This window comes from Streptomyces sp. NPDC054932 (genome assembly GCF_053610205.1).
Map to the genome: position 1 here is coordinate 17345 of NZ_JBSGXU010000096.1, position 13414 is coordinate 30758.

Sequence of the window (13414 nt, forward strand, 5' to 3'; positions counted from 1 at the left end):
TCATGCCTCCTTGCGGGCTACGGCGAAGATGCGGCGGAAGGGGAAGGCGGTGCCGCGCGGGCCGGTCGGATAGGCCGCGCGCAGCCGGTCCCGGTATTCGGTGAGAAAGGCGTCGACGGCGTCGTGGTCCTCGCCGAGGGCGGTGAGGACGGGCCGCAGGGCGGTGCCCTTGACCCAGTCGAGCACGGGGTCGGGGCCCTGGAGCAGTTGGTGGTAGGTGGTTTCCCAGACGTCGGCGGAGCAGCCGAGTGCGGTGAACCGGGCGAGGTATTCGGCGGGTTCGAGGACATGGACGTAACGGGCGCCGTGGCCGGCGAGCCGGGCCCGCCAGCGCGGGGTGTCGCACTGTTCGGCGAGCAGGGCGTGGCTGGGGGCGGTGAAGTTGCCGGGGATCTGGAAGGCGAAGGTGCCGCCCGGGCGCAGGCCGTTGATCCAGGCGCCGAAGGAGCCGGGGTGGCCGGGGACCCACTGGAGGGCGGCGTTGGAGACGATCAGGTCGTAGGGCTCCTCGGGCAGCCAGGTGGCGAGGTCGCCGTGGCTGAAGTCGAGGCTGCCGCCGCCGGGGGTGGGTCCGGCGTACTCCTGGCCGGCCCGGCGGAGCATCTCCGGGGAGAGGTCGAAGCCGGTGATGCGGGCCTCGGGCCAGCGGTCGGCGAGGAGGGTCGTGACGTTGCCGGGGCCGCAGCCGAGGTCGGCGATGCGGGCGGGGCCATGGGGGAGTTCGGGTATGCGGGTGAGCAGGTCGAGGAAGGGGCGTGTGCGGTGGCCCGAGTGCCGGAGGTACTGCTGGGGGTCCCAGGTGGGGGCGGACGGCGCGGTGGATGTGGGGATCCCGGCGCGCGCGGTATCGGAATACATGTTCGAGCCTCCCTGCTGGCGGGGCGATCGGAAGCGGAATCCGTTCCGGCCCCCTCCATGCCCCATGCTCGCTTCATTTATATCTCGATGTCAAGATACTCGTGATCGAGATACTCGGTATGAAGAGACTTCACATCGACAGACCCCTTACACTGATCGGCATGGAGGACGAGGTCGACCGACTGGTGGCGGCATGGCGGCGGGAGCGCCCTGACCTCGACGTGGAACCGCTCGAGGTGCTGAGCCGCGTCAGCAGGCTCGCGCGCCATCTCGACCGCGCCCGCAGGCTGGCCTTCTCCGAGCACGGCCTGGAGCCGTGGGAGTTCGACGTCCTGACCTCGCTGCGGCGCGCCGGCGCGCCCTACCAGCTCTCCCCCGGCCAGCTGTTGACCCAGACCCTGGTCACCTCCGGCACCATGACCAACCGCATCGACCGGCTCGCCAAGAAGGGCCTCGTCGAACGGCTCCCGGACCCCAGCGACCGCCGGGGGGTCCTGGTGCGGCTCACCCCCGAGGGCCGGGACCGCGCCGACCAGGCCCTCGCCGGGCTGCTGGCCCAGGAACGGGCGATCCTGGCCCAGCTCTCGCAGAACCAGCGCGGCGATCTCGCCGGGCTGCTACGCCAGTTGACCGCTCCGTTCGACAACATCCCCGGCTAGGTCCGCCGGTCGTACCCCGGCCCGCCGGGCCAGCGCCACCGCCGCCAGCGTGGAGTGCACACCGAGCTTGCCCAGCACGTTCTGCATGTGCGTCCGGACCGTGTGCGGGGACAGGAACAGCCGCGCCGCCACGTCCTTGCGGCCCAGCCCCGCCACCATGCAGCGCAGCACCTCGTGCTCGCGCGGGGTCAGCGACTCCACCAGCCGCTCGCTGTCCGTACGGTGCTTGCGCGCCGCGGTCAGTTCCCGGAGCACGCCGGTGAGCAGTGCGGGCGGCAGATGGGTCTCCTCGCGCAGCACTCCGCGGATGACGGCCAGCAGCCGGGAGAGGGAGCAGTCCTTCGCCACCCAGCCCGAGGCTCCCGCCTGGAGCGCGAGGGCGGCGCGGCGGGGGTCGTCGCGCTCGGCGAGCACGACGGTGCGGACCCCGGGATGGCTCACCCGGACCCCCGCGACCAGCGCGATCCCGTCCGATCCGGGCGGCGGCGGCCCGGAGCCCGGCTCCCGCTGGGCGGGCACGGCCCCAGGGACCGCGCCCAGATCGGCGTCGACCAGCAGGACGTCGAAGCGGCGGCCCTCGGCCGCCGCGCGTTCGAGGCAGCGCAGCGCGGCGGGACCGCTGCCGGCCGCGGACACGTCCACGTCCGGCTCGGCCGCGAGCGCGGCTGCGAGCGATTCGGCGAAGATGCGGTGATCGTCGACGACGAGAACCCGGATACGAACCACAAAACCCCCAAGGGTAGGGGAACGGACGACGGCGGGTACGGCGCCCGGACCGGGTGATCCGCAGCAGCCCCGGCCGCCGCCGTGACATATCTGCACTACCCCGGACCGGACGACGTACCCGACTTGTCTCGACCCCTGAATCAACACCGGCCCCCACCGGTGTCACGCATCAGCGTAGGGCCGGGGGCGTCGGGCGGTTGGCCGAATAGCAGAAGTTTTCCCAGGGATTTTCCTTCGAGGGCGTCCTGAACGGCCTTTGTGATGGCTTGAAATCGCCTGCACCGAAGGTCCTGATGGCGGCTTCGGTACCGGCGTGTGCCGCGGGCAGTTGCGCGGGGGGCATTTCACCCGGCGTGTGCACGCCGGGCGCCCGCGCGCGGCGCCCACCCGCAGCGCACTACCGACACGCACACGCCCCCCGCACCGGTCTGGGTGCGGGGGGCGTGCCGGACAGCGGAGTTCCTGATGGCTACCGGAGGGTCAGGAGTTTCAGGAGGTGTGCGTCCGCGCGAAGTTCCACGCGTCCGTGATGATCCCGGTGAGGTCCGAGCGGCTCGGGGTCCAGCCGAGGCGCTCGTGGGCCGTGCGCGCGGAGGCGACGAGCATCGCCGGGTCGCCCGCCCGGCGCGGGGCGACGACCTCGGGGATCTCGCGCCCGGTCACCTTGCGGACGGTCTCGACGACCTCGCGGACCGAGAACCCGTTGCCGTTGCCCAGGTTGCAGATCAGGTGCTCCCCGTCGGTGGCGGCCCGCAGGGCGGCCAGGTGGGCCTCCGCCAGGTCGGCGACGTGGATGTAGTCGCGTACGCAGGTGCCGTCCGGGGTCGGGTAGTCCTCGCCGAACACCGAGATCGACTCCCGCTCGCCCAGCGCGACCTGGAGGACCAGCGGGATCAGGTGCGTCTCGGGGGTGTGCCGCTCGCCGAACTCGCCGTAGGCGCCCGCCACGTTGAAGTAGCGCAGGGAGACCGCGGCCAGGCCGTGCGCCACGCACTCCCCCGCGATCATGTGGTCGACGGCCAGCTTCGAGGCGCCGTACGGGTTGGTCGGCGCGGTCACCGAGGTCTCGGTCAGCAGCCCCTCCGTCGGCTCCCCGTAGGTGGCGGCGGTGGAGGAGAACACCAGCTTGCGCACGCCGGCCCCGCGCATCGCGGCCAGCAGGGCGAGCGTCCCGCCGACGTTGTTCTCCCAGTACTTGCCCGGGTTCACCACGGACTCGCCGACCTGCGAGGAGGCGGCGAAGTGCAGCACCGCGTCGTAGGAGGGGTCCAGGTGGCGTGCGGCGTCCTGGATCCGGCCCTCGATGAAGGTGGCGCCCGCAGGCACCCCGACGCGGAAGCCCGTGCTCAGGTCGTCGAGGACGGTGACCTCGTGGCCGGCCTCCAGAAGGTGGGCCGCGACCACGCTGCCGACGTATCCTGCGCCACCGGTTACCAGGTACTTGCTCACTCGCCTACTGCCTCTCGCGGGGGAGCACGCGCGGGTGCGTGCGCGTGCTTGGAGACTGGCTTACCCGATTCCGCGCCCATGGGGAAATCGGCGGCGGTGCCCCCGCCGGTACACCGGCCGGTCCGGCCGGTACGTCAGTCGCGCGCGGGGGCGGACGACGCCCCGGGCAGTGCCGTGGGCAGTGCCCGGTCGAGCAGACCGGTACGGGCGGCCAGCGCGGCCGCCTCCAGCCTCGACCCGACGCCCAGCTTCATCAGGACCCGCTGGACGTGCGTACGGGCGGTGCTCGGGGCGATCTCCATGCCCGCGGCGATCAGCCGGGTGTCCTCGCCCTCGGCGACCCGCACCAGCACCTCCACCTCGCGCGGGGTGAGCAGCCGCAGCAGCCGGCTGCCCTCGTCGTCGGGCTGGGCGGCGGGGTTCAGCAGCTCCGCGAAGGCCCCCTGCAGCAGCTGCGGGGCGATCGCCACCTCGCCCGCCCTGGCCTTGGCCAGCGCCCGCTCCACGCCCTCGATGCGCTCGTCCTGGCGCACGTACCCGGAGGCGCCGGCGGCGAAGGCGGCCGCGATCCCGCGCGGGCTGGGCACCGGGCCGAGGACGACCACGGCGATCTGCGGGCGCTCCCGCTTGATGCGGACGACGGGCTCGAAGACCCCGGGCTCGGCGGGGGTGGCCGTGCCGAGCAGACAGACCTCCGGGGCACGGCTGATCACCAGCTCGGCGGCGCCCGCTGCCGGGGCGGCAGCCGCCAGTACCCGGTGGCCGCGCAGCTTCAGGGCAGAGGCGAGTGCCTCGGCCAGCAGCCGGTGGTCGTCGACCACCACGACCCGTACGCCCATCGAGGAACCACCCCCCACCCTTCTGACCCGGCAAGCTACACGCTTGTTCGACGGTGCGAGGGGGATACCGCGCAGAAGCCCCCGATCGGTACGGACCGTTCGGGGGCTTTCGGCGGTGCTGTGCGAATCGCCGCGGTGTGCGTCAGCTCGCGGTGAAGGAGACGAAGAGGTACTCCGGGTCGGCCTTCTCCGAGTAGGGCTTGCTGACCGTCGTGCGCGAGATGAAGAGCTTGCCGTTGTGGTAGCGGTACTCGGAGTGGTCCGGCGAGAAAGCGGTCTCGGCGCGCTGGCTCGCCTTGTCCGCCGGGTTCTCCATGAGGACGGTCTCCTTCATCGTCTTGCCGTCGATGCTGACGATCTGGCCGCCCTTGTCGTACGGGGGGACCTTGTAGGCGATGATGTTCGACCCGTCCATGCGCAGCGGGAACATGGTGTACCGCTCGCCCGCGTCGGCGCGGTCGGTGGTCTGCTTGCCGGTCTCCAGGTCGAAGGAGAGCAGCTCGTTGGTGCGGCCGCTGGAGGCCTGGCCCTGGTGCTCGTAGGACGGCAGGTAGAGCTTGCCGTTGCCGACCACCATGTTGCTGCACTTCTCGACGTCGTACCCGCACTTGCCGGCGAAGTCCCCGGAGGCGAGCGGGATACGGGCCTTGAGCTCGCCCTTGGGGTCGATGACGAAGAGGTCGCTGATGCCCGTGGCGTTCTTCGCGGTCTTGCCGACGTCGGCGCCCACGATCAGGGGCTTGGTGGCGACGATGAACGCGTCCTCGATGCCCTGGGAGAGCTTGTACGAGGCGGTGGGCGCGCCGGTGGCGGGGTCGAGGAGCTGCCCGTGCAGGGTGTAGTTGGGGCTCTGGCCGCACTTGCGGATGGCGCCGAGGCCTTCGCCGCCGCCGTAGCCGACGTCGTGGCAGCCCTCGCTGTCGACCTTGGGCAGCCACAGGGACTTGCCGTCGGCGAGGTTCCAGGCGGCGCCGCCCGCGGAGATGCCGGCCGCGGCGACGGTCTTGCCGCTGAGGGTGACCGTGTTGAACGTGACGGGCTTGTCGCCGCCGGTGGCGCTCTTGGCGTTGCCGGACCAGACCAGCTTGCCGCTCTCCAGGTCGATGACGCCGACCTCGGTGCACAGCGGGTACTTGTTCTCGGGCGTCGGCAGGGCGGACTTGAAGAGGACCGCCGTCTTGTTCTCGCTGACGTGCTTGGCCGCGGCGCAGAGCTCGCCGGCGAGGGGCAGCTCCCACTTCTTGGCGCCGTCGACGAGGTTGTAGCCGATGACCTTCGCCACGTCGGACTTGATGTAGGTGGAGTCGGTCAGCCAGGAACCGGCGACGACGGCGATGTCGGCCGGGACCGGGCTCGGCTGGTTGAGGAGCGGCTTCGACTTCGAGTTGGCGGGCGCCTTCTCGGTGCCGGGCACGAACTCGGGGCCCTTGCCGTCGGTCGGGGAGGCGGTGGGGTTGGTGTCCGCCTTGTCCGTGCCGCTGTTGCCCGAGGTGTACCAGAGGCCGCCGCCGACGATGAGGACGATGGCCAGGACGGCCGCGCCGACGATCGTCAGCTGGGTGCGCTTGTCGTTGCCGGCGCCTGCGGCCGGGGGCTGGGCCGCGGGCACGGGCGCGCCGGGCGCGCCGTACGGCGGCGGGGTGCCGGGCTGCTGCGGGTAGCCGTAGCCGGGCCCGGTCTGCGGGTACCCGTACGCGGGCTGCGCGGCCGGCGGCTGCTGTGCGGGCCCGGCCTGCGGCGCGGGCGGTCCCGGCGGTACGGGCGGTCCGGCCGGACCGGGCGGCGGCACGGGCGCGCCGAACCCGCCCGGCGGGGGATCCTGCGGCGCGCCGAAACCACCGGACGGCGGCTGGCTGGGGGGCGGCGGGGTACTCATCGGTTGCTGTTGCCTCTCGGTGGGCGGGTCGTTGGACGCGTGTTCACTTGCCGAAGGCCATCAGGAGCTTCTCGTCCTTGTTCTCGCCGCGCAGCCGGGTGACGGAGAGGAAGAACCGCCCGTCCGCGTAGGCGGCGCTCTCGGAAGTCAGGAAGGAGCCTTCGAGCCGTGCGGAGGTGCCCGAGGGGAGCTTCAGCAGCGTCTTGGGCGCGCCTCCGTCGGCCGGGAACGAGACGATCTCGCCGGGCCCGCCGGTGATGCTGGCGCGGTAGGCGGTCAGCTGGCCGTTCGCGGCATTGAGCGGGATGAGGGCCTTCTTGTCACCGGCCTTGGTGCGCCACTTGGTCATGCCCGTGCCGAGGTCGAAGGCGACGATCTCACTGCCGGTGGACTCGTCCCCGGCGGCGAGGTAGACGGTGTCCGCGTCGACTGCGGAGTTCCCGCAGTGCTGGAGGCCCTCGCTGCTGCTGGCACCACCGCAATTGACCACGAAGTTGCCCTCGCCGGAGAGCGTGTTGCGCTTCTGCCCCTTCTCGTCGAGGACGAGGATGCCCCGCTTCCCGGTTTCGCGGTTGCCGGCGTCGATGACGGTGGGGCTGACCGAGTAGACGGCCTTGACATCGAAGCCCTTGGGCAGGCGGTAGCTCCAGGTCTTCTTGCCGGTGTTCGGGTCGGCGTCCTGGACCTCGATGGTCCGGTCGTCGTCCAGGCAGAGGGCCACGGCGATCATCTTGTTGTCGCCCGCGACGTAGGTCATGGGCTTGCAGCCCTCGGGGCCCGCGTCGGAGAAGAGCTTGTCGCCGGTGCTCAGGCGGTAGGCGCTGTGGCCCCCCATCCAGTTGAGGGCGAAGGTGTCGCCGGTGAGGGTGACCGTGGCGGAGCTGGAAGTCGTGAACGGCCCCTCCATGGCGACCTCCTTCGTCCAGCCCTCTTTGCCGGCCTTGAGGTCGATGAGCTTCATCTGGTTGCAGTTGGAGCCGTCGGCGTTCTTGACGACCATGACGGTCCTGCCGTCGGGGGTGGTCTGACCGGTGTGTCCGCAGATCTCCGCGCGGAGGTCGATCTTCCACTTCTCCTTCCCGTCGCTCACCCCGTAGCCGATGACGGACTTGTCGACGGTCTTGACGACGGCGTCGCCGACGACCCACAGACCCTTGGCCGGGATACCGGCTCCCGGGCCCTCCATCTTGGCGGTCTTCAGCCAGAGGGCCTTGTCCTCACCCGGCTTGCGGCCCTCGTTGAGGTCGGTCGGGATGTCGCTGCCCTTGCCGTTCCCGTTGCCGTCGCCCTTGTCCACGGACGGGGACCCGGAGGGCTTGGCCTCGGCGGGCTCCTGCGCGACCGGCTTCGGATCCTTGTCGTCGCCGGAGAAGGCCGCGTAGCCGACGCCCCCGAGCACGAGGGCGGCGGCCACCGAAGCGGCGACCAGCAGGATCAGCTTCTTCTTTTTCTTCGGCGCCGCGCCCGGACCGGAACCGGGACCGCCGGAACCCGCCGGCCACTGCTGCACGGTCGGCGGCTGCGGCGGGTGAACGGGCTGCTGGGCGTACGGGTTCTCACCCTGCGGCGGAAACCCGTACCCCTGCCGCGGCGGACCGGGCAGGTGCCCGTAACCGGAAGGCGGCGGCTGGGGCAGCTCGGTCATCAGCGCACGCTTTCGGCATCGGAGGTCGGGGAAGATGACCTTTCTATCACTGACACCGCTCATACATCGGGCCGGTCCGCCCCCTGTTCCCAAGGGAGGACCGGCCCGTGACGCCGCCGTTATCCGGCCGGCCGCCCCCGAAGACCGGCGGAATCCAGGGCTCCCCGGCCGTCTCGCCCCGGCGCGCCGCCAAATCCGCGCGGTCCGGGTGGAGTTCGCGGAGCCCTACGCGGGGACCGGACGCGTGCTCACTTGCCGAAGACCATCAGGAGCTTCTCGTCCTTGCCCTGGGCCCGCAGGTGGGTGGAGGAGATGAAGAACCGTCCGTCCACATAGTCCAGCTTCGGCGTGTAGAAGGTGCTCTCGACCGGGGCTGCGGGGCCCGAGGGGTGGCGCAGGAGCGCGGTGGGCGTGCCGCCTCCGGCCGCGATCGAGACGACCTCGCCGCCCTGCTCGGCGGTGGCCTTGCGGTAGGCGATCAGCTGCCCGTCCGCGGCCTTGAGCGGGGTGAGGTTCCGCTTGTCCCCCGCCGGGACGCGCCACTTGTCCTTGCCGGTGGCCAGGTCGAAGGCGACGATCTCGTTGGCCGCGCCGGTGGCCGCCGTGGTCGGCAGGTAGAGGGTGTTCCCGTCGACGACGGCGGAGGGGCAGGTCACCAGGGACCGGAAGAGGCCGGTGTCGCCGCAGCCGACGGCGAAGCTGCCCTCGCCGGCGAGGGTGACGGTCTGCTTCCCGTCGGGTCCCAGGACCACGATGGAGCGCTGCTTCGTCTTCTCGTCGCCGATGTCGATGACGGTCGGGTTCACCGAGTAGATGCTGGTGACCTTGAACTTCGGGGGGAGCCGGAAGGCCCAGCCCTTCGCGCCGGTGACGGGGTCGATGCCGTGGACCTCGGCGGTGGCCTCCTCGTCCGAGCAGGTGGCGAGGGCGATCATCTTGCCGTTGCCGGCCTCGTAGGAGTCCGGGTTGCAGCCGTCGCCCAGGGGGGTCGCGAAGAGCTTGTCACCGTTGCTGATCTTGAAGGCGCTGGCGGTGCCGCCGCGGCTGACGGTGACGGTGTCCCCGATCATCGACAGGGTGGGGCTGGTGAAGATGTCGAAGAGCCCTTCCTTGGGCACCTCCTTCGACCAGACCTCCTTGCCCGTCTTGAGGTCCACCACGCGCATCTGGGTGCAGGAGGCGTTCTCGTTCTCGCCGTCGCGGTACATGACGACCGTCTTGCCCTCGGGCGTGGTCTGCCGGGCGACGGAGCAGATCAGGGCGGGGAAGGGAAGCGTCCACTTCTCCTTGCCGTCGGTGACCGAGTAGCCGGTGAGGGACTTCCAGACGCTCTTGACGACGGTGTCGCCGACGACCCACTGGGCATGGGCGTCCACGCCCATGCCGGGGCCTTCGATCTTGGCGGTCTTGAGCCAGAGGACCTTGTCCTCGCCCTGCTTGCGGCCGGAGTTGAGGTCCGTCTGCTCGCCGCCGCCGGCTCCGTTGCCGTCGCCCTTGTCCACGGAGGGAGAGCCGGAGGGCTTGGCGTCCGTGGGCTCCTGCGCGACCGGCCCGGGGTCCTTTTCGTCGCCGGAGAGGGCGACGTAGCCGACGCCCCCGAGGACGAGGGCGCAGGCCACCGAGGCGGCGATCAGCAGGGTCGGCTTGTTCTTCTTCGGCGTCGCGCCGGGGCCGCCGGACGGGGGCGGCGGGTAGCCGTGGCCCGGCTGCTGCTGCACGGTGGGCGGCTGCGGCGGGTACGAGGGCTGCTGGGCGTACGGGTTCTCGCCGGCCGGCGGGAAGCCGTAACCCTGCTGGGGCGGGCCGGGCAGGTGTCCGTAACCGGAAGGTGTCGGCGGCTGGTTCGGCGGCTGGGGCGGCTCGGTCATCAGCGCACACTTTCGGCATCGGAGGGTCGGGGAGGATGACCTTTCTATCACTGACACCGCTCATGCATCGGGCCGGTCCGCCCCCTGTTCCCAAGGGAGGACCGGCCCGTGACGCCGCCGTTATCCGGCCAGTTGGCCCGCGGAGCGGCTCGGCCCGGGGCGGATCGCCCCGGGCCCGCTCAGGCCTCCTCGGCCAGTTCCAGCCAGCGCATCTCCAAATCGTCGCGGTCCGCGAGGAGTTCGCGCAGCTCCGCGTCGAGCTTGGCCACCTTGTCGTAGTCGGTGGAGTTCTCGGCGATCTGGGCGTGCAGGTTGCCCTCGCGGTCGGACAGCTTGTTCAGCTGCCGCTCGATCTTCTGGAGCTCCTTCTTCGCGGCGCGCGCGTCCCCCGAGGCGCTGGACTTCGCGGCGCCGGTGGCCTGGACGGGCGCCGGGGCGGCCGCCTCGATCATCCGCTGCCGGCGCTCCAGGTACTCGTCCAGACCGCGCGGCAGCATCCGCAGGCTCGCGTCGCCGAGCAGCGCCATCACGGTGTCGGTGGTGCGCTCGATGAAGAAGCGGTCGTGGGAGATCACGATCATCGAGCCGGGCCAGCCGTCGAGGAGGTCCTCCAGCTGGGTCAGGGTCTCGATGTCGAGGTCGTTGGTGGGCTCGTCGAGGAAGAGGACGTTGGGCTCGTCCATCAGCAGGCGCAGGATCTGCAGGCGGCGGCGCTCACCGCCGGAGAGGTCGCCGACCGGCGTCCACTGCTTCTCCTTGGTGAAGCCGAACTGCTCGCAGAGCTGGCCCGCCGTCATCTCGCGGCCCTTGCCGAGGTCGACGCGGTCACGGACGCGCTGGACGGCCTCCAGGACGCGCAGGGACGGGTCGAGTTCGCCGACCTCCTGGGAGAGGTAGGCCAGCTTGACGGTCTTTCCGACGACGACCTTGCCGGCGGCGGGCTGGACCTCGCCCTGGGTGCGGGCGGCCTCGGCGAGGGCGCGCAGCAGGGAGGTCTTGCCGGCGCCGTTGACGCCGACGAGGCCGACGCGGTCGCCGGGGCCCAGGTGCCAGGTGAGGTGCTTGAGCAGTTCCTTCGGGCCGGCGTGGACGCTGACGTCCTCGAGGTCGAAGACCGTCTTGCCGAGGCGGGCGTTGGCGAACTTCATCAGCTCGGAGGTGTCGCGCGGCGGCGGCACGTCGGCGATCAGCTCGTTGGCGGCCTCGATGCGGTAGCGGGGCTTGGAGGTCCGGGCGGGGGCGCCGCGGCGCAGCCAGGCCAGCTCCTTGCGCATCAGGTTCTGCCGCTTGGACTCCTCGGTGGCGGCGATGCGGTCGCGCTCGGCGCGGGCGAAGACGTAGTCGCTGTAGCCGCCCTCGTACTCGTGCACGTCACCGCGCTGCACGTCCCACATGCGGGTGCAGACCTGGTCGAGGAACCAGCGGTCGTGGGTGACGCAGACGAGCGCGGAGCGGCGCTCCTGGAGGTGCTTGGCCAGCCAGGAGATGCCCTCGACGTCGAGGTGGTTGGTGGGCTCGTCGAGGACCAGGAGGTCCTGGTCGGCGATGAGCAGCTTGGCGAGGGCGATCCGGCGGCGCTCGCCGCCGGAGAGCGGGCCGATGACGGTGTCGAGGCCCTGGCCGAAGCCGGGCAGGTCCAGGCCGCCGAAGAGTCCGGTCAGGACGTCACGGATCTTGGCGTTGCCGGCCCATTCATGGTCGGCCATGTCCCGGATGATCTCGTGGCGGATGGTCGCCCGGGGGTCGAGCGAGTCGTGCTGGGTGAGGACGCCCATGCGCAGGCCGCCGGACTGGGTGACCCGGCCGGTGTCGGGCTCCTCCAGCTTGGCGAGCATCCGGATGAGGGTGGTCTTGCCGTCGCCGTTGCGGCCGACCACGCCGATCCGGTCGCCCTCGGACACGCCGAGGGAGATGCCGTCCAGCAGGGTACGTGTGCCGTACACCTTGCTGACTGCCTCGACATTGACCAGATTGACGGCCATCAGACGCGCTCCAGGGAAAGGGTGTGGATCAGCCCCTCAGCCTAACCCTCCGGGCCGGGGCTGACCGTTCCACCAGGTACCAGCCGCCCAGTGCCATCGCGATCGCGGCCGGCGCGGTGACGGGCAGGGCGATCAGCGTGGCGCTGTGCCCGTCGAGCAGACCGCCGAGGCCGGTCATGGACAGGCCCAGGATCCCGAGCAGGCACAGGGTGATCCCGAGGGCCGCGACGGGGCCGCCGGTGCGCCGGGCGGGAGCGGGCGCGGTGGGGGCGGGCGCGGTGGGGGCGGCCTGGGTCGGCCGGGGCGCCTCGAAGCGGCGGAACAGGGCGACGAGGAGGGCCGTCAGCGCGCCCGCGGCCAGGATCCGTACCGGGACCTGCGCCCACCAGGCCGCCGTGGCGGGGGCCGGCAGGTCGAGGCCGAGGGCCAGCTGGACCCCGTACACGCCGAGCATGGCGGTCAGGTGCCACAGGAAGGCGGTCATGGCGAGGCCGTTGGCCGCGACGACCCCGCGCCAGACGCGCGGACGGCGCAGCCACGCGGCGGCGGGCCCGGCCGCCAGCTGGACGGCGCCCACGAGCCACAGGCCGTGGCAGAGCAGGGCCAGGGTGGGCGGGGCCATGTTGGACACCTTCTCGCCGGGCATCCCCACCATGGACAGCGGGTACGGGCCGTACGCCACCAGCAGGGCGGCCGCGGCGAGGCCGGCGGCGGCGAGGACGGCGGGCCTGCGGATCCGGCCGTCGGCGCGCAGGAAGCCGAGCTGATGGACGGCCAGCCAGACGAACGCGAAGTTCAGGAACTCCACGTACGGCACGCCGAACGCGAAGCGCAGTACGTCGACCAGCGCGGCCGCACCGGCCAGGGCCGCGAAGGCCGCCCAGCCGTGGCGCTCGTGCAGCTTCAGCAGCGGCGGGGTGAAGGCGACCATGGCCAGGTAGATCCCGATGAACCACAGCGGCTGGGTGACCACCCGCAGCGCGGCCCCGGTGAGCCGGCCGCCGCCCCGGCCGGCGAGCTGCACGGCGAGCGCGGCCGCGGCCCACACCAGGACGAAGACGAGGGTGGGGCGCAGCAGCCGCTGGAGCCGGGCCCGGAGGAAGGCGGCGTAGACGGGTCCGTCGGCGCGGCGGGCCAGGGAGCGGTAGGACAGGGCGTGCGAGAACCCGCCGACGAAGAAGAAGACGGGCATGATCTGCAGCCCCCAGGTGAGCACCTGGAGGGCGGGCACGAGGGCGAGCAGATTCCCTATGCCGTCCGCGCTGACGGCGGCCATCAGCCAGTGCCCGCCGATGACGGTGCCGAGCGAGGCGACGCGCAGCAGGTCGACGTACCGGTCGCGGTCGGCGGGTGTGGCCTCGGCCAGGTCCCGTGCGGTGGCTGTCATGGGCCCACGGTCGCCCCTGCCGGGCGTCTCCCGACAGGGCGCGGATACTCAACCCGTGCCTGAGTACGGCCCCGGGCTCCGCCCCGCTGTTCCAGCCTCGCCGGCGTGTGAGGCGCGGGGGTCCG

At 71.8% G+C, this 13414-nt stretch carries 10 protein-coding genes; 1 reads left to right on the forward strand and 9 read right to left on the reverse strand.

All coding sequences use genetic code 11. The annotated features are described in order from the left end of the window. Positions 1-858, reverse strand: a complete 858-nt coding sequence (locus ACWGE1_RS24245; RefSeq protein WP_453422581.1) for a trans-aconitate 2-methyltransferase — start codon at positions 856-858, stop codon at positions 1-3. 161 nt (positions 859-1019) lie between these two features. Here ACWGE1_RS24245 and ACWGE1_RS24250 point away from each other — a divergent pair, with 161 nt between their 5' ends. After that, positions 1020-1517, forward strand: coding sequence for a MarR family winged helix-turn-helix transcriptional regulator (locus ACWGE1_RS24250; RefSeq protein ID WP_030386194.1), 498 nt, complete (start codon positions 1020-1022; stop codon positions 1515-1517). Here ACWGE1_RS24250 and ACWGE1_RS24255 read toward each other — a convergent pair. From ACWGE1_RS24255 to ACWGE1_RS24290, 8 genes are all read right to left on the reverse strand, one after another. Next, on the reverse strand, positions 1476-2243 hold the full coding sequence (locus tag ACWGE1_RS24255) for a LuxR C-terminal-related transcriptional regulator (protein ID WP_453422582.1): 768 nt from the start codon (positions 2241-2243) through the stop codon (positions 1476-1478). The genes ACWGE1_RS24250 and ACWGE1_RS24255 overlap by 42 nt on opposite strands. Positions 2244-2732: 489 nt before the next feature. Further along, positions 2733-3692: a UDP-glucose 4-epimerase GalE gene (galE, locus tag ACWGE1_RS24260; protein WP_453422583.1), complete on the reverse strand. Its 960-nt coding sequence runs from the start codon at positions 3690-3692 to the stop codon at positions 2733-2735. 134 nt (positions 3693-3826) lie between these two features. Further along, positions 3827-4531 (reverse strand): response regulator transcription factor, encoded by a 705-nt coding sequence (locus ACWGE1_RS24265; RefSeq protein WP_453422584.1) that lies wholly within the window; start codon positions 4529-4531, stop codon positions 3827-3829. A gap of 142 nt (positions 4532-4673) precedes the next feature. Then, positions 4674-6407, reverse strand: coding sequence for an outer membrane protein assembly factor BamB family protein (locus ACWGE1_RS24270; protein WP_453422585.1), 1734 nt, complete (start codon positions 6405-6407; stop codon positions 4674-4676). Positions 6408-6450: 43 nt separating this feature from the next. Beyond that, positions 6451-8052, reverse strand: a complete 1602-nt coding sequence (locus ACWGE1_RS24275; protein ID WP_453422586.1) for an outer membrane protein assembly factor BamB family protein — start codon at positions 8050-8052, stop codon at positions 6451-6453. Between the two features lie 248 nt (positions 8053-8300). Then, a complete protein-coding gene (locus ACWGE1_RS24280; protein WP_453422587.1) occupies positions 8301-9920 on the reverse strand; it encodes an outer membrane protein assembly factor BamB family protein in 1620 nt (539 codons plus the stop codon). A gap of 179 nt (positions 9921-10099) precedes the next feature. After that, positions 10100-11902 carry an ABC-F family ATP-binding cassette domain-containing protein gene (locus tag ACWGE1_RS24285; RefSeq protein ID WP_453422588.1) on the reverse strand — a complete coding sequence of 601 codons (1803 nt, stop codon included), beginning with the start codon at positions 11900-11902 and terminating at the stop codon, positions 10100-10102. Between the two features lie 28 nt (positions 11903-11930). Continuing rightward, positions 11931-13289: an acyltransferase family protein gene (locus ACWGE1_RS24290; protein ID WP_453422589.1), complete on the reverse strand. Its 1359-nt coding sequence runs from the start codon at positions 13287-13289 to the stop codon at positions 11931-11933. Between the last annotated feature and the right edge of the window lie 125 nt (positions 13290-13414).

Excerpts from the sequence above, each read along its gene's own strand:
- ACWGE1_RS24245 (WP_453422581.1), bottom strand. The coding sequence starts at position 858 with ATGTATTCCGATACCGCGCGCGCCGGGATCCCCACATCCACCGCGCCG.
- ACWGE1_RS24250 (WP_030386194.1), top strand. The coding sequence starts at position 1,020 with ATGGAGGACGAGGTCGACCGACTGGTGGCGGCATGGCGGCGGGAGCGC.
- ACWGE1_RS24265 (WP_453422584.1), bottom strand. The coding sequence starts at position 4,531 with ATGGGCGTACGGGTCGTGGTGGTCGACGACCACCGGCTGCTGGCCGAG.
- ACWGE1_RS24270 (WP_453422585.1), bottom strand. The coding sequence starts at position 6,407 with ATGAGTACCCCGCCGCCCCCCAGCCAGCCGCCGTCCGGTGGTTTCGGC.
- ACWGE1_RS24275 (WP_453422586.1), bottom strand. The coding sequence starts at position 8,052 with ATGACCGAGCTGCCCCAGCCGCCGCCTTCCGGTTACGGGCACCTGCCC.
- ACWGE1_RS24280 (WP_453422587.1), bottom strand. The coding sequence starts at position 9,920 with ATGACCGAGCCGCCCCAGCCGCCGAACCAGCCGCCGACACCTTCCGGT.
- ACWGE1_RS24285 (WP_453422588.1), bottom strand. The coding sequence starts at position 11,902 with ATGGCCGTCAATCTGGTCAATGTCGAGGCAGTCAGCAAGGTGTACGGC.
- ACWGE1_RS24290 (WP_453422589.1), bottom strand. The coding sequence starts at position 13,289 with ATGACAGCCACCGCACGGGACCTGGCCGAGGCCACACCCGCCGACCGC.